This window comes from Paenibacillus sp. BGI2013 (genome assembly GCF_002843485.1).
Lineage (GTDB): Bacteria > Bacillota > Bacilli > Paenibacillales > Paenibacillaceae > Paenibacillus > Paenibacillus amylolyticus.
The window spans coordinates 18111-33907 of sequence record NZ_PJFA01000022.1 but is presented as its reverse complement, the minus strand read 5'-3'; the positions used below and the strand labels follow the sequence as shown (position 1 = coordinate 33907).

Below are 15797 nucleotides of genomic sequence, written 5' to 3'. Positions count from 1 at the left end.
AGTTTTTTTATTGTGAACTGAATCCTACCAACGGTAGTGAGCAAACGCTTTGTTCGCTTCAGCCATTTTGTGCGTATCTTCACGTTTTTTAACGGAAGCGCCTGTGTTGTTGGAAGCGTCGATGATCTCAGCCGCCAAACGCTCTTCCATTGTTTTCTCACCGCGGTTGCGGGAGTAGTTCACGAGCCAACGTAATCCCAGAGCAGTACGTCTCTCTGGTTTCACCTCGATTGGTACTTGGTAGTTGGCACCGCCGACACGGCGAGCTTTAACTTCCAGGACTGGCATGATGTTCTTGATTGCTGCTTCAAATACTTCCATAGGGTCATTACCCGTACGTTCTTGAATCAACTTGAACGCATTATACAGAATGCTTTGAGCAACACCGCGTTTTCCGCCGATCATGATGCGGTTGATTAAACGAGTAACCAACTTGCTGTTATATAACGGATCAGGCAGAACGTCTCTTTTCGTAACTGGACCTTTGCGTGGCATGGATATCCCCCTTTCTTTCTTGTTCAGCAGATCCTGTACCTTCCAGACTTAGACCAGAAGGCTTTCAGGCTATCTGCCTATAATAGTTTAGGCTTTTTTAGCTTTTGGACGCTTAGCGCCGTATTTCGAACGAGCTTGCATACGGTTGTTTACACCAGCAGTATCGAGAGCTCCACGAACGATGTGATAACGAACTCCTGCAAGGTCTTTAACTTTACCTCCGCGGATCAATACCACACTGTGCTCTTGAAGGTTATGTCCGATTCCCGGGATATAAGCAGTAACCTCGAGACGGTTCGTCAAACGAACACGGGCATACTTACGAAGTGCAGAGTTTGGTTTACGTGGAGTCATTGTACCTACACGAGTGCAGACACCACGTTTTTGTGGGGCACTGATGTTAGTAGATTCACGTTTCAAAGCGTTGAATCCTTTTTGCAAAGCTGGAGATTTTGACTTCTCAACTTTTGCTTGACGTCCTTTACGAACCAGTTGGTTAATAGTTGGCATGTGATTGCCACCCCCTTCCTCAAATATTCATGTTTCTTTATAAACCTCTTTGCACTAAGTCCACAGACCCAGGCGGTTCATAAAAAGACAAATGAAAAGTTTTTGCCTTGGAGAATCCTTAAAAGTTCTCGGACAAAAACGTTCCTTACCCTATGATTTTACGACAGCAGCCATAGCTGCTCCTACTCCAATCCCGCAAGCCTTGCCGAGATTTTTCATTGTATCCACTTTCGTGCATTTTACATTGTGTTGTTCACACAAAGCAATGATTTTGGAAGTAAGCTGCGGATCACTATCTTCTGCGACATAGACTTCAGAAGCCATACCTGTCTGCACCATCCGCATGGTCTGTTTGGTACCTATTTTGACATGAGCATCTTGCAAGGCTTTTTCATTAGACATTGTGTATTCCTCCGAATAGAACCATGTACAATCAGCTGCCCACGCACCTTTGATATATTAGCATCTAGCGCAAGCATTGTCAATGCTAATCCTAAAACATTTTTTAAAAGTTTACGTACATCAGGATTCGTCCGCCTGTATCATACAAACGTCCGTCTCCTGACGCACAAAACTTTCACTCTCCTCTAATGAGGAGAAATATATTTAATCAACCGAAACTGGCTCAAGTTCTTCTACTGAAGATTGGCCATCTTCTGGCTCAGCAAATTTGATGCTGCGGTAACGGTGCATACCTGTACCGGCAGGAATCAATTTACCGATGATTACATTTTCCTTCAGACCGAGCAACTGATCGACTTTACCTTTGATCGCTGCATCTGTCAATACACGTGTAGTTTCTTGGAACGAAGCCGCCGAGAGGAAGGAGTCTGTTTCCAGGGATGCTTTCGTAATACCGAGCAGGATTGGTTTAGCAACCGCCGGCTCTTTATCACTAAGAATCGCAATTTTGTTAGCTCTTTCGTACTCATGCATATCCACGAACGATCCTGGCAACAGCGTTGTATCTCCTGCATCTACGATACGGATTTTACGCAGCATTTGACGGATCATAACTTCAACGTGCTTATCGTTAATTTCTACGCCTTGGTTACGATATACGCGTTGTACTTCCTGCAGAATGTAGTTTTGTACACCACGTATGCCTTTAATCCGTAACATCTCTTTTGGATCAATGGAACCGTCTGTCAACTCGTCACCCGCTTCAACTTCCGCGCCTTCGCTTACGCGCACACGGGAACCGTAGGTAACGGCGTATACTTTGGATTCCGCTTCACCTTGAATTTCGATTTCACGACGATCTTTCGCTTCGCGAATCTCTTTAACCACACCATCGATTTCACTGATCGTTGCTTGACCCTTAGGATTACGAGCTTCGAACAACTCCTGGATACGTGGCAAACCTTGCGTAATATCGTCTCCGGCTACACCACCAGTATGGAACGTACGCATTGTAAGCTGTGTTCCTGGCTCACCAATGGACTGTGCTGCGATAATACCAACTGCTTCACCAATCTCCACGTGTTTACCAGTCGCGAGGTTGCGACCATAACACTTCTTGCAGACACCATGACTTGCACGGCAACTGAGGACGGAGCGGATTTGCAATTTAGTAATACCTGCTTTGATAATCGCTTCTGCTTTATCGGAGTCAATCAATTCATTGCGACCTACAATGATTTCTTTCGTTTCCGGATGACGAAGAGTCTCGAAGCAGTATCTGCCTTCAATACGGTCGTAGAGGTCTTCGATAACCTCTTTACCATCCTGGATACGACTTACCGTAAAGCCTTTATCTGTACCACAATCATCATCACGCACGATTACGTCTTGGGCTACGTCTACGAGACGACGAGTCAGGTAACCTGAATCGGCTGTACGCAGGGCTGTATCCGCCAAACCTTTACGCGCTCCGTGAGTGGAGATAAAGTACTCGAGTACCGTCAGACCTTCACGGAAGTTCGATTTGATTGGGAGTTCGATAATTCGACCGGATGGGTTGGCCATCAGACCACGCATACCGCCCAATTGGGTGATTTGCGATTTGTTACCCCGTGCTTTGGAGTCTACCATCATCATGATCGAGTTGTAACGATCCATGGACTTCATCAGAATCTCAGTGATGTCATCTTTGGATTTTGACCAGATATCAATGATACGGTCATAGCGCTCCTCATTCGTAATCAGACCACGACGGTACTGATTCGTAACGATTTGTGCTTTTTCCTCAGATTGTCTAAGAATTTCAAACTTCTCAGGTGGAACGATAACATCAGATACCGCAACCGTAATACCGGCACGTGTAGAGTATGTGAAACCAAGTTGTTTGATTTTATCCAAAATAACGGCTGTTTCCGTTGTGTGATAAATTTCAAAACAACGTGCAATGATGGAGCCGAGGTATTCTTTACCGACACCGCCAGCCAGAGGAGCATTCATAATAGCTTCTCTGAGATCAGCACCTTTTTCATATACAAATGAGTGATCTGCAGTACCTTGGTACAGGTTAGCACGAGTCGCGTCATTGATATACGGGAAGCTTGCCGGGAAAATTTCATTGAAGATAATTTTACCGACAGTTGTCAGCAACATTCCTTCTTGTTGTTCTTCCGTGAAGCTTGTTTTACCAAGCGCCTTAACAGGAATAGCTACACGCGCATGCAGACCAGCAGTACCACGTTGATATGCCGATACAGCTTCGTTAACTGTACGCAAGATCATACCTGTGCCCTTTTCTTCCTTGTTATCCATAGTGAGGTAGTAAGAACCGAGCACCATATCCTGGGAAGGAGTAACAACCGGTTTACCGTCTTTCGGGTTCAAAATGTTACCAGATGCAAGCATCAGGATACGTGCTTCCGCTTGAGCTTCAGCGGACAACGGAACGTGCACGGCCATTTGGTCACCGTCAAAGTCGGCATTGTATGCCGTACATACGAGCGGGTGAAGACGAATTGCTTTACCTTCAACGAGAATCGGTTCAAATGCTTGAATACCGAGTCTGTGAAGCGTAGGGGCACGGTTCAACAGAACCGGATGCTCCTTGATTACTTCTTCAAGAACATCCCATACTTCAGGACTTACACGCTCAACTTTACGTTTCGCGCTCTTGATGTTGTGGGCAAGCCCTTTATTTACAAGCTCTTTCATAACAAAAGGCTTGAACAATTCAAGTGCCATATCTTTTGGCAGACCACACTGATACATTTTCAGGTAAGGTCCAACAACGATAACGGAACGACCAGAATAGTCAACCCGTTTACCGAGCAAGTTTTGACGGAAACGTCCTTGTTTACCTTTCAGCATGTGGCTGAGAGATTTCAATGGACGGTTACCAGGACCCGTTACCGGGCGGCCACGACGACCATTATCGATCAATGCGTCAACAGCTTCCTGCAACATCCGTTTTTCATTTTGCACGATAATATCTGGCGCGCCCAGATCAAGCAGACGTTTCAGACGGTTGTTCCGGTTGATTACACGGCGGTACAAGTCATTCAGGTCAGACGTTGCAAAACGTCCACCATCCAACTGTACCATTGGACGAAGTTCCGGCGGGATAACAGGAAGTACATCCATGATCATCCACTCTGGCTTGTTGCCGGAGTTGCGGAATGCTTCGATAACTTCCAGACGTTTGATTGCACGATTACGACGTTGTCCTTGCGCAGTCCGGAGCTCTTCTTTCAGGAACTCGAGCTCTTTGTCTATGTCAAGGTCTTGAAGTAATTTTTTAACCGCTTCTGCGCCCATGCCAGCATGGAAACCATAACCGTATTTTTCACGGTAGCTGCGGTATTCTTTCTCGGACAACAGCTGTTTTTTCTCCAGTGGAGTTTCTCCTGGATCAGTTACAACATATGATGCAAAATAAATAATCTCTTCAAGAGATCTTGGAGACATATCCAGAGCAAGACCCATACGGCTCGGAATACCTTTGAAGTACCAGATATGCGATACCGGAGCAGCGAGCTCAATGTGGCCCATCCGTTCGCGGCGTACTTTCGCACGTGTTACTTCAACGCCACAACGATCACAGACAACGCCTTTATAACGGACGCGTTTGTATTTACCGCAATGACATTCCCAGTCTTTTGTAGGGCCAAAAATCTTTTCGCAGAACAGCCCTTCTTTTTCCGGTTTCAACGTACGATAGTTGATCGTTTCCGGTTTTTTCACTTCTCCGCGGGACCAAGAACGAATTTTCTCTGGGGAAGCAAGCCCGATCTTCATGTATTCGAAATTGTTGACGTCCAACAAGGAGCAACCCTCCTTAACCAATTCCTGTAATCTAGGTTACGCCCACTCCGGCCGAAGCCGGAGCAAGACGTGAGCCTGATGAAAAACGCCGGTCATCATGCGCTCGAAGCGGTTTATTCCGCTCCGACCTCTGTACCCTCAAGGTTGAGGCTGAGCTTATCGCTCGCAGCGTCATCTTCATCGTCCATTTCTCTCATTTCAATCTCTTGCTCATCTTCACTCAAAATCTTAACGTCCATACCCAAGCTTTGCAGCTCTTTGATCAATACTTTGAATGATTCAGGAACACCTGGTTCCGGAACATTCTCACCTTTGACAATGGATTCATACGTTTTAACCCGACCAACAACGTCATCGGATTTAACAGTCAAGATTTCTTGCAGCGTATAAGCAGCACCGTATGCCTCAAGCGCCCATACTTCCATCTCCCCGAAACGCTGTCCACCAAATTGGGCTTTACCGCCCAATGGCTGTTGCGTAACAAGTGAGTAAGGACCCGTGGAACGGGCATGGATTTTATCATCAACCATGTGTGCCAGTTTGATCATGTGCATGACACCTACGGTAACTTCACGTTCAAACTCTTCACCTGTACGACCATCATACAGGACAGTTTTACCATTACGTTGCATACCCGCTTCTTCCATCGTATCGAAGACGTCATACTCCTTCGCTCCGTCGAATACAGGAGTTGCTACGTGAATACCCAGTTGCATCGCCGCCATACCCAAGTGAACCTCGAGTACTTGACCGATATTCATCCGGGAAGGTACGCCCAGTGGGTTAAGAACGATCTGAACCGGTGTACCGTCTGGCAGGAAAGGCATATCTTCTTCCGGCAAGATGCGGGCCACGACCCCTTTGTTACCGTGACGTCCGGCCATTTTATCACCCTCGGAAATTTTCCGTTTTTGAGCGATATATACACGAACGAGTTGGTTAACACCTGGAGGCAGCTCATCACCGTTTTCACGGGTAAATACTTTCACGTCTACTACGATACCGTCAGTACCATGTGGTACACGCAAGGAAGTATCACGTACTTCACGTGCTTTCTCACCAAAGATCGCATGCAAGAGACGTTCTTCTGCTGTCAGCTCTGTTACACCCTTAGGTGTTACTTTACCAACCAGAATGTCGCCAGCACTGATCTCAGCACCGATGCGGATAATACCGCGCTCATCCAAGTTACGCAACGCTTCTTCCCCAACGTTAGGGATATCACGTGTGATCTCTTCAGGTCCAAGCTTGGTATCACGTGCTTCTGACTCATACTCCTCGATATGGATGGATGTGTATACATCTTCCTTAACGAGTTTTTCACTGAGCAAGATCGCATCCTCGTAGTTGTAACCTTCCCAAGTCATGAAGGCAACAACAACGTTACGTCCCAGAGCCAATTCACCCATTTCCGTTGAAGGACCATCAGCGAGGATATCGCCAGCTTTGACAGCGGCACCTCTTTTAACAATCGGACGCTGGTTAATGCATGTTCCTTGGTTCGAACGCATAAATTTGTGTAATTTATATTTAACGATATCGCCTTTAACTTCCTGACCGTCCACTTCTTCAACACGACGGACCCAAATCTCGTTCGCAGTAGATCGTTCAATAATTCCGTCATAATCGGAGACAATACATACACCGGAATCTTTCGCGGCTTTGTGTTCCATACCTGTTCCCACAAGAGGTGCTTTAGGAATCAAAAGTGGAACGGCCTGCCGCTGCATGTTTGATCCCATGAGCGCACGGTTGGAGTCATCGTTCTCAAGGAACGGAATAAGCGCTGTAGCGACGGATACAACTTGCTTAGGAGATACGTCCATGTAGTCAACGCGCTCACTCGGCATCGTAAGGATGTTATCCGACTGTTTGTTATAACGTACAATGATCGCTTCTTCTTCAAATGTACTATCTTCATTCAGCTTCGCATTCGCTTGCGCGATAACATAGTTGTCCTCTTCGTCCGCTGTCAGGTAATCAATTTGCTCGGTTACAATACCTGTCTTCGGATCAACCCAACGATATGGAGCTTCAATGAAGCCATATTCATTCACACGGGCGAACGTAGACAAGGAGTTGATCAAACCGATGTTTGGTCCCTCTGGCGTCTCGATTGGACACATACGGCCATAGTGGGATGGATGGACGTCACGCACTTCCATACCTGCGCGCTCACGTGTCAAACCACCGGGTCCGAGTGCGGACAAACGACGTTTATGTGTCAACTCACCCAGCGGGTTCGTTTGATCCATAAATTGTGACAACTGAGAGCTACCAAAGAACTCTTTAATCGATGCAATAACAGGACGTATGTTGATCAATGCCTGTGGTGTAATTACGTTAGCATCCTGAATGGACATTCTCTCACGAACCACACGCTCCATACGGGACAAACCAATACGGAACTGGTTCTGCAGGAGTTCACCCACCGAACGCAAACGACGGTTACCCAGATGATCGATATCATCCGTGCTACCAATTCCCTGCAGAAGGTTAAGGAAATAACTGATGGACGAAATGATATCCGCCGGTGTCACGTTTTTAACGGACTTGTCAATGATTCCATTGGCAATCAGTTTGACTACTTTACCATCTTCTGTTGGTGAAAATACATCGATCGTTTGCATAGGAACATCATTAGCATCCAGAACACCGTTACCCACGTGGTACGTGCGGAAACCAACGCTCTTCTCCAGATACGGCATGATTTCATCCAACAAGCGACGATCCACCATTTGACCTGCTTCAGCAATAATCTCGCCTGTTTCAGCGTCAACAAGTGATTCAGCCAAACGCTGGTTAAACAAACGGTTTTTGATGTGAAGCTTTTTGTTCATTTTGTAACGACCTACATTAGCCAGGTCATAACGTTTTGGATCAAAGAAACGTGCTACGAGCAAGCTTTTCGCATTATCAAGCGTTGGAGGCTCGCCCGGACGAAGACGCTCATAGATCTCAATGAGTGCTTTCTCCGTGGAATCCGTGTTGTCTTTGTCCAGTGTGTTGCGGATATATTCGTCATTACCGAGCAGATCCAGAATCTCAGCATCTGTGCCAAAACCAAGTGAACGCAGGAGAACCGTAACCGGTATTTTACGTGTACGGTCGATCCGGACATAAACAACATCCTTCGCGTCCATCTCCAGTTCCAACCAAGCGCCGCGGTTAGGAATAACTGTAGCGGTATACGTTTTTTTGGCGTTTTTATCTACTTTGGTACTGAAGTAAACGCTAGGAGAGCGAACCAACTGGCTGACAATAACCCGTTCCGCACCATTAATAATAAATGTGCCCGTGTTGGTCATCAGCGGGAAATCTCCCATGAATACTTCCTGCTCTTTGACTTCGCCGGTTTCCTTATTAATGAGCCGGACTTTGACCCGAAGCGGTGCTGCATACGTAACGTCACGCTCTTTTGCGTCGTCTACTGTATACTTCGGTTCACCGAGACTGTAATCGATAAATTCCAAAATCAAGTTACCTGTAAAATCCTGGATCGGCGAGATATCCTGGAACATTTCGCGCAACCCTTCCTCCAAAAACCAATCATAGGATTTTTGTTGGATTTCAATCAGGTTCGGAACTTCGAGTATCTCGTTAATTCGTGCATAACTGCGCCGAGTGCGTCGACCATATTGAACAAGATGTCCTGCCAACTTAAACTCACCCCTCAATGTCTACTCACTTTAAAAATTTCGTTGCGAACCTCTGTTTGTAACCTTATAATGGTACACATACAGAGCAAAGCAATGCATCCACAAATAAAGAAAAGCCCTTACTCGAAATGTCGTTCGAAAAAAGAGCAACTTTGATCGGCGGATGTCTTTCCAAATCATTCTTATCCCCAGTTTGCCCAAAATGTACATATTATACGCCAAACGTAGGCATAATAAGCCCGTTCGGCGTAAAAAAAGGTTGACATTTTTAGTTAGCTAAAGCCAAGTAGGGCATCTTAATACTGACATTTTACAACTATACCACGACCTGAATTTCAAGTCAATAGTCCTATTGCAAAAAAATGATCCCCTGCTTACTTTACAAACTCGGATTCAGCTTTTAGTAGATACCTCTTCCGATTTCACCGCTTTGAAAATCCGATAGCCTTTATCCTTCGTCACTTCTTCCACTCTTCCAAACAAAGATTCCAATTTTGCTTTCGCTGACGGGGCTCCTTGTTTCTTCTGAATGACAATCCACAACGAACCGCCTACCTTCAGATGGCGATGTGCCTGTTCGAAAATAGTATGAACCGTCTCTTTCCCAGCCCGTATAGGCGGGTTGGTTAGGATAACGTCAAAATCTTGCTTTTTTACTTCAGCCAGTAGATTACTTTGCAATACCGTAACATTGTTAATTCCGTTCGCTTTTGCATTTTCCCTGGAAAGTTCAACGGCTCTCTCGTTGATATCGATCATGGTGACATGCCCATCCGGTACAAGTTTGGCTGCTGTAAGACCCATTGGCCCGTATCCACAGCCCACATCGAGAACATGAGCCCCTGATGGCAACTCTATCGCATCAATCAATACTCTGCTGCCATAATCGATTCCGTTTTTGGAAAACACACCGGCATCCGTCACGAATCGCAGACTGAATCCGCGAAGAACCACTTCAGTTGCTCTGCGATCATGCGCCACTTGTGGTTTGTCCGAATAATAATGATTGGACATGCCCTCACTCACTTTCCATTTACAATTACAGCAACAAACCCCTTGATATAAGTCAAGGGGTTTGTTGTTTTGTTCATTTAGCTTGTAATAGCTAAATTATTTAACTTCAACTGAAGCGCCAGCTTCTTCAAGCTTAGCTTTAACCGCTTCTGCTTCTTCTTTAGCAACTTTTTCTTTCAATGCTTTTGGAGCGTTGTCAACCAATTCTTTTGCTTCTTTCAGGCCAAGACCTGTGATTTCGCGAACTGCTTTGATAACGTTGATTTTGGAAGCACCAGCGCTAGTCAAGATTACGTCGAACTCGGATTGCTCAGCTTCAGCAGAAGCTACTGCACCTGCAGCAGCTACTGGAGCTGCAGCAGTTACGCCGAATTCTTCTTCGATTGCTTTAACAAGATCGTTCAATTCCAGTACAGTCATGCCTTTGATTGCTTCCAAGATTTGCTCTTTACTCATGAGTGAACCTCCATATATAATATTATTTTTTTTAATTCATTTGCCGCCTAAGCAGCATTCAGATCAAGTTGCTTACGCGCCTTGTTCTTCTTTTTCTGCAACTGCTTTAACCGCAAGCGCGAAGTTGCGCACTGGCGCTTGAAGCACGCTGAGGAGCATGGAGAGGAGTCCATCGCGGGATGGCAGTTCTGCCAATGCCTTAACTTCTTCTACTCCGATTACGCGACCTTCTACGACTGCACCTTTCAATTCCAGTGCATCGTTCTTTTTCGCGAAGTCGTTCAGAATTTTAGCTGGAGCCACAACGTCATCTACGCTGAATGCAATTGCAGTAGGACCTGTAAGAACATTTTCAAGTTCTGTCAGTTCTGCTGCTGCAGCTGCACGGCGAAGCAACGAGTTTTTCAGCACTTGGAATTCGATCCCTGCTTCACGAAGTTGCTTACGCAACTCAGTTACTTGGGCAACGTTCAATCCGCGATAGTCAACAACAACAGTTGTAACGCTCTCGCGCAATTTTGCTGTTACTGCATCAACGGATTCTTGTTTTGCTTGAATCACTTTTGCGTTTGCCAATCTGTACACCTCCTGATCAAATTTATCCCATTAAGAAAAGCCTCCGTAGAATCACGAAGGCTTGATATATACTCATCATCGATTTGCATCGTTCTAAGTTCTATAATCACACCTCGGCAGGAAATTAAGCCAAATGGCACCTACTGTCTACGGCAAGCATATTCAAATGTCAACGGTCAGTCACTCGGACTCACAACTTTTATATCTTATCAAAAACAGGACAAGCCTGTCAAGAGATATTATCTAAAAGCTGCTGCGTTCACGCGTGCGCCAGGGCCCATCGTGGAAGAAAGACTAACATTCTTCAGATAAACACCTTTTGCTGCCGCTGGTTTAGCACGATTCAGAGCTTCCATGAGAGCTTTGAAGTTCTCATTAAGTTGCTCAGAAGAGAAAGAAGCTTTACCAATCGGTGCATGAATTTGACCTGCACGATCCAGACGATATTCGATTTTACCGGCTTTAATTTCTTGAACAGCCTTAGTTACATCGAAAGTTACCGTTCCGGCTTTAGGGTTAGGCATCAGACCTTTACCGCCGAGCAGTCGGCCCAATTTACCTACTTCACTCATCATATCTGGTGTCGCTACGCAGACGTCGAATTCGAACCAGCCTTGTTGGATTTTGTTGATCATGTCTGCATCACCAACATAGTCCGCGCCAGCCGCTTCCGCTTCTTTCGCTTTGTCACCTTTTGCAAATACCAATACGCGTTGTGTTTTACCTGTGCCGTGTGGCAAGACAACAACACCACGTACAGCCTGGTCTTGCTTACGAGGGTCTACACCCAAACGAACTGCTGCTTCGATTGTTTCATCGAATTTTGCAGTAGCTGCCTTTTTCACAAGCTCTACAGCTTCTGAAGGCTCGTAAGTTGCTTCGCTGTCAATCAGCTTAGCAGCTTCCAGGTATTTTTTACCGTGTTTAGCCATGTTTTATTCCTCCTTTGTGGTGTTAGCGGATATACCTCCCACATCAACCGGTCGCGAATCGACCGGTTTTACGAAGCCATGTTTCTTATGAAAATTAGTCTTCGATGGTGATACCCATGCTGCGGGCAGTACCTTCGACCATACGCATAGCGGACTCAACGTCTGCTGCATTCAGGTCAGGCATTTTTGTTTCTGCGATTTGACGTACCGCATCACGTTTAACAGTAGCAACTTTTTTCTTGTTCGGTTCGCCGGATCCTTTTTCAACTTTAGCTGCCACTTTCAACAGAACTGCTGCTGGTGGAGTTTTAGTGATGAAAGTAAAGGAACGGTCCTCGAATACAGAAATTTCAACTGGAATAATCAATCCCGCTTGATCAGCTGTACGAGCGTTGAATTCTTTACAGAATGCCATGATGTTGACACCTGCTTGACCCAAAGCTGGACCTACTGGTGGTGCTGGGTTTGCTTTACCTGCTGGAATCTGCAGTTTTACCATTTTAATAACTTTTTTCGCCATGATTGACACCTCCTTGCAAAATAGTGGTTAACGGGTTTTTCAACCCTCCCACAAGAAACTTGAAGAAACTAGATCTTCTCCACTTGTGTGTATTCCAACTCAAGCGGCGTTTCCCGTCCAAACATGTTCACGTGCACTTTCAACTTGCTTTTCTCTACCAAAATTTCTTCCACGGAGCCTACGAAATTCGCAAAAGGACCGACTTTAATACGCACGGATTCCTTAATATCGAACTCAATTTTCGGCTTAGGCTCAACCATTCCCATGTGCTTCAGAATTTGTTCCACTTCTTCAGGCAACAATGCAGTTGGTTTGGACCCAGAACCTGTCGAACCGACAAATCCTGTAACCCCTGGTGTGTTGCGAACAACATACCAAGAATCATCCGTCTGTACCATTTCCACCAAGACATAACCGGGGTAAACTTTACGCATAACGGTTTTTTTCTTACCGTCCTTGTTTACCACTTCTTCTTCCATAGGAACAAGAACGCGGAATATCTTGTCTTCCATGCCCATAGACTCTACGCGTTTTTCCAAATTGGCTTTGACCTTGTTCTCATACCCTGAATAGGTATGAACGACGTACCATCTTTTTTCCATATCAAGCCACCGGAACCCTTCTTAAATAATCGCTTCGATCACAAAGGAGATGCCAATGTCAATGACCCAAAAAAACAGCGTCATAACCACAACAGTACCAAGTACGATCAATGTGTAGTTGGTCAGCTCTTTACGATTAGGCCAGCGAACTTTTTTAAGTTCAGCCCAGCTTTCTGAGAAAAAGGAAATCAGAGATTTGAAACTTCGTTTCACGCCGACACCTCCAAAAACTATCTGGTTTCGCGATGAGAAGTCTGCTCGTTACAAAACTTGCAAAATTTCTTCATCTCCATGCGGTCGGGGTGATTACGCTTGTTTTTTGTCGTAGTGTAATTTCTTTGTTTGCAGTTAGTACAAGCCAAAGTAATAATTACCCGCATGATGTACACCTCCCGAAGACTTCCACATTCAAGCAGAGTCTCTAAATTGATCCTGAAAAAAAGCCATAAATTTAGGCCTACCTAAAACACTTTATCACAAGGGTATAACCATGTCAATGAAAGAATAGTCTTTCATTCATTGGGTATTACTTCCGTACAACGTACATTCGTTTCTCATCTCTGTTTTTCTCTTCTCCTGCTTGGACCGAGCGATTACTAGTATAAACATTCTTAGATTTTATAAACTTGAGACACTAAAAAAAGACTCAAACACCGAGCCTTTTCCGTCAACGACAACATGTGTTTAATTATCTCGAACTTCCAGGTACTTTTCAAGTTTGCGCTTGACGCGCTGAAGTGCATTATCAATGGACTTCACATGTCTGTCCAAATCTACTGCAATCTCTTGATAAGATCTCCCGTCCAGATACAACATCAATACTTTACGTTCCAGATCACTCAGAATCTCGGACATTTTATCTTCCAGGCCCACAAACTCTTCCTGATTGATGATAAGTTCTTCCGGATCACTGACCTGGGTTCCACAAATCACATCGAGTAACGTACGATCAGACTCTTCGTCATAAATAGGCTTGTCCAGAGATACATAAGAATTAAGCGGAATATGCTTCTGACGTGTTGCTGTCTTAATCGCCGTGATGATCTGTCTTGTAATACACAGTTCGGCAAAAGCCTTGAACGAAGCCAGTTTGTCCCCTTTGAAATCTCGAATGGATTTGTAGAGGCCAATCATTCCTTCTTGAATAATATCTTCCCGGTCTGCCCCAATCAGAAAATAAGATCTTGCCTTGGCGCGTACAAAGTTACGATATTTGTTAATTAGAAACTCTAACGCTTCGCTTTCGCCTTCACGGAAAGCTTCGACAATGTCTTCGTCACTTTGGTAATCATACTTAGATAACATGATATCTTTGAGGTCGACACTCACAGACAATCCCTCCGGCTGCAACGCAAGGTACCCCGTTACTCTACTCTATGAAATATAGGATCAGTATATATGATGGTACCTCACACCGTCAACCACGCTCTGCCTAAAAAAGAACATCAATAACATAAATGTCAAGAGTTTCAATATTCTAATTTTTGTAAAAACGTGCTGTTATTCCCGGCGCCATCGCTCAAACTCTTTCAATACATCGGGACTTAACTTACCCCCGAGTGTGTTACGCGTGGTCTTCGCCTGATCTTCTTCCAGTCGTTTTTTTAATTCTTTTTCGTTCTGCTCAACTTCAATTAGTAACTCCCTTGCAGATACGCGTAGCGCTCCCTGTCCAAAAATGACATGTTGCTCTACCATATCGCTCGTAGCCACATAGATTTGGCGTCTTCGCATGCTTAGTTCCCGAACGAGTCTTTCAATGCATTCGTCTGCCGTCTCTTTTTCCTTTGTAAAATAGATCTGCACTTTGCTCTGAGTAAAGGATTTACCGAGTCCAGGCACAAGGTAGGCGTCAAACACAACAATGACTCGACGGCCGGAGAAAGCCTGGTAGTCTGCAAGACGAAAGAGAAGCCTGTTACGTGCCTCTTCGAGCCCACTTTCCGCCAGTTTGGTTAATTCCGGCCAGTCGCCAATCATGTTGTACCCGTCTACAAGAAGCACATCACGGGAATCAGCCATACCTTCTATTCCTGCGCTTGACGCGAGCGGAGCACTTCGTACATGACAACCCCGGCTGCCACGGAAGCATTCAGGGAATTAATCTGACCTTGCATTGGTAGTTTGATCAGCACATCGCATTTCTCACGAATAAGTCGTCCCATTCCCTTGTTCTCATTTCCGATTACCAATGCCACAGGGCCAGTAAAGACCCCATTACCAAAGACACCTTCATGAGCCGTGACATCTGTCCCTACAACCCATACACCTTCCTCTTTGAGGCGATCGATGGTCTGACCAAGATTACTTACCCGAGCCACTGGCACGTACTCCACAGCGCCTGCTGATGTTTTGGATACGGTCACGGTTACCGCTGCCGAGCGACGTTTCGGTACAATGACGCCATGCGCACCCGTGCAATCTGCTGTCCGCAAAATAGACCCCAGGTTATGAGGATCTTCAATCTCATCCAGCAGAATCAGGAAAGGATGCTCATTCTTCGCTTTTGCTGCGGCAAGAATGTCTTCCACCTCCACATAAGCGTAAGGTGCTGCTTGAGCAACTACCCCCTGATGCTGGATGCCTGGTACCGTTTGATCCAGTTTACGCTTGTCCACGTGTTGAATGACAATACCTAGCTTTTTAGCTTCCGAGATAATAGGTTGAGTCAGATGTTTCTGTGCTGTATCGGCAATCCATATTTTATTAATGGTCCGGCCTGAACGCAGCGCCTCCGTCACGGAGTGTTTACCGGCGATCCATTCTTCTTCCATCGTTGTTCGATCCTCTCTGTAATGCGTTGTTTTGTTGA

At 45.5% G+C, this 15797-nt stretch carries 16 protein-coding genes and 1 other annotated feature; all 16 genes read right to left on the bottom strand.

Annotation, left to right across the window (positions count from 1 at the left end):
• Positions 1-24 precede the first annotated feature (24 nt).
• A complete protein-coding gene (gene rpsG / locus CXK86_RS30095) occupies positions 25-495 on the bottom strand; it encodes a 30S ribosomal protein S7 (RefSeq protein WP_017692071.1) in 471 nt (156 codons plus the stop codon).
• Between the two features lie 87 nt (positions 496-582).
• Positions 583-1005 carry a 30S ribosomal protein S12 gene (gene rpsL, locus CXK86_RS30090; RefSeq protein ID WP_017692070.1) on the bottom strand — a complete coding sequence of 141 codons (423 nt, stop codon included), beginning with the start codon at positions 1003-1005 and terminating at the stop codon, positions 583-585.
• 150 nt (positions 1006-1155) lie between these two features.
• Positions 1156-1407 (bottom strand): ribosomal L7Ae/L30e/S12e/Gadd45 family protein, encoded by a 252-nt coding sequence (locus CXK86_RS30085; RefSeq protein ID WP_036607175.1) that lies wholly within the window; start codon positions 1405-1407, stop codon positions 1156-1158.
• Positions 1408-1611: 204 nt separating this feature from the next.
• On the bottom strand, positions 1612-5226 hold the full coding sequence (gene rpoC, locus CXK86_RS30080) for a DNA-directed RNA polymerase subunit beta' (RefSeq protein WP_036607173.1): 3615 nt from the start codon (positions 5224-5226) through the stop codon (positions 1612-1614).
• 113 nt (positions 5227-5339) lie between these two features.
• Positions 5340-8885, bottom strand: coding sequence for a DNA-directed RNA polymerase subunit beta (gene rpoB, locus CXK86_RS30075; RefSeq protein ID WP_036671573.1), 3546 nt, complete (start codon positions 8883-8885; stop codon positions 5340-5342).
• Positions 8886-9278: 393 nt separating this feature from the next.
• On the bottom strand, positions 9279-9899 hold the full coding sequence (locus CXK86_RS30070) for a class I SAM-dependent methyltransferase (RefSeq protein WP_036671575.1): 621 nt from the start codon (positions 9897-9899) through the stop codon (positions 9279-9281).
• Between the two features lie 96 nt (positions 9900-9995).
• The gene (gene rplL, locus CXK86_RS30065; RefSeq protein WP_017692065.1) at positions 9996-10355 is read right to left on the bottom strand and encodes a 50S ribosomal protein L7/L12; all 360 of its coding nucleotides are present in this window, start codon (positions 10353-10355) and stop codon (positions 9996-9998) included.
• Between the two features lie 72 nt (positions 10356-10427).
• Entirely contained in the window at positions 10428-10931 is a 504-nt protein-coding gene (gene rplJ, locus CXK86_RS30060; protein WP_047841127.1) for a 50S ribosomal protein L10, read from the bottom strand.
• A 24-nt stretch (positions 10932-10955) separates the two neighbouring features.
• Positions 10956-11102, bottom strand: a sequence feature (ribosomal protein L10 leader region).
• Between the two features lie 68 nt (positions 11103-11170).
• A complete protein-coding gene (gene rplA / locus CXK86_RS30055; protein ID WP_017692063.1) occupies positions 11171-11863 on the bottom strand; it encodes a 50S ribosomal protein L1 in 693 nt (230 codons plus the stop codon).
• Positions 11864-11957: 94 nt separating this feature from the next.
• Positions 11958-12383 carry a 50S ribosomal protein L11 gene (rplK, locus tag CXK86_RS30050; RefSeq protein WP_017692062.1) on the bottom strand — a complete coding sequence of 142 codons (426 nt, stop codon included), beginning with the start codon at positions 12381-12383 and terminating at the stop codon, positions 11958-11960.
• A gap of 68 nt (positions 12384-12451) precedes the next feature.
• The gene (nusG, locus tag CXK86_RS30045; RefSeq protein ID WP_036607165.1) at positions 12452-12985 is read right to left on the bottom strand and encodes a transcription termination/antitermination protein NusG; all 534 of its coding nucleotides are present in this window, start codon (positions 12983-12985) and stop codon (positions 12452-12454) included.
• 21 nt (positions 12986-13006) lie between these two features.
• Positions 13007-13198 (bottom strand): preprotein translocase subunit SecE, encoded by a 192-nt coding sequence (gene secE / locus CXK86_RS30040; protein WP_017692060.1) that lies wholly within the window; start codon positions 13196-13198, stop codon positions 13007-13009.
• Between the two features lie 17 nt (positions 13199-13215).
• Complete coding sequence (gene rpmG / locus CXK86_RS30035) at positions 13216-13365, bottom strand: 50S ribosomal protein L33 (RefSeq protein ID WP_072735843.1); 150 nt, start codon at positions 13363-13365, stop codon at positions 13216-13218.
• 304 nt (positions 13366-13669) lie between these two features.
• Positions 13670-14314: an RNA polymerase sporulation sigma factor SigH gene (gene sigH, locus CXK86_RS30030; RefSeq protein WP_017692059.1), complete on the bottom strand. Its 645-nt coding sequence runs from the start codon at positions 14312-14314 to the stop codon at positions 13670-13672.
• Positions 14315-14485: 171 nt separating this feature from the next.
• A complete protein-coding gene (locus CXK86_RS30025; protein ID WP_036607162.1) occupies positions 14486-15007 on the bottom strand; it encodes an NYN domain-containing protein in 522 nt (173 codons plus the stop codon).
• 5 nt (positions 15008-15012) lie between these two features.
• Entirely contained in the window at positions 15013-15759 is a 747-nt protein-coding gene (gene rlmB, locus CXK86_RS30020; protein ID WP_017692057.1) for a 23S rRNA (guanosine(2251)-2'-O)-methyltransferase RlmB, read from the bottom strand.
• Positions 15760-15797: the final 38 nt, after the last annotated feature.

Excerpts from the sequence above, each read along its gene's own strand:
- rpsG (WP_017692071.1), bottom strand. The coding sequence starts at position 495 with ATGCCACGCAAAGGTCCAGTTACGAAAAGAGACGTTCTGCCTGATCCG.
- rpsL (WP_017692070.1), bottom strand. The coding sequence starts at position 1,005 with ATGCCAACTATTAACCAACTGGTTCGTAAAGGACGTCAAGCAAAAGTT.
- CXK86_RS30085 (WP_036607175.1), bottom strand. The coding sequence starts at position 1,407 with ATGTCTAATGAAAAAGCCTTGCAAGATGCTCATGTCAAAATAGGTACC.
- CXK86_RS30070 (WP_036671575.1), bottom strand. The coding sequence starts at position 9,899 with ATGTCCAATCATTATTATTCGGACAAACCACAAGTGGCGCATGATCGC.
- rplL (WP_017692065.1), bottom strand. The coding sequence starts at position 10,355 with ATGAGTAAAGAGCAAATCTTGGAAGCAATCAAAGGCATGACTGTACTG.
- rplA (WP_017692063.1), bottom strand. The coding sequence starts at position 11,863 with ATGGCTAAACACGGTAAAAAATACCTGGAAGCTGCTAAGCTGATTGAC.
- rplK (WP_017692062.1), bottom strand. The coding sequence starts at position 12,383 with ATGGCGAAAAAAGTTATTAAAATGGTAAAACTGCAGATTCCAGCAGGT.
- nusG (WP_036607165.1), bottom strand. The coding sequence starts at position 12,985 with ATGGAAAAAAGATGGTACGTCGTTCATACCTATTCAGGGTATGAGAAC.
- rpmG (WP_072735843.1), bottom strand. The coding sequence starts at position 13,365 with ATGCGGGTAATTATTACTTTGGCTTGTACTAACTGCAAACAAAGAAAT.
- CXK86_RS30025 (WP_036607162.1), bottom strand. The coding sequence starts at position 15,007 with ATGGCTGATTCCCGTGATGTGCTTCTTGTAGACGGGTACAACATGATT.
- rlmB (WP_017692057.1), bottom strand. The coding sequence starts at position 15,759 with ATGGAAGAAGAATGGATCGCCGGTAAACACTCCGTGACGGAGGCGCTG.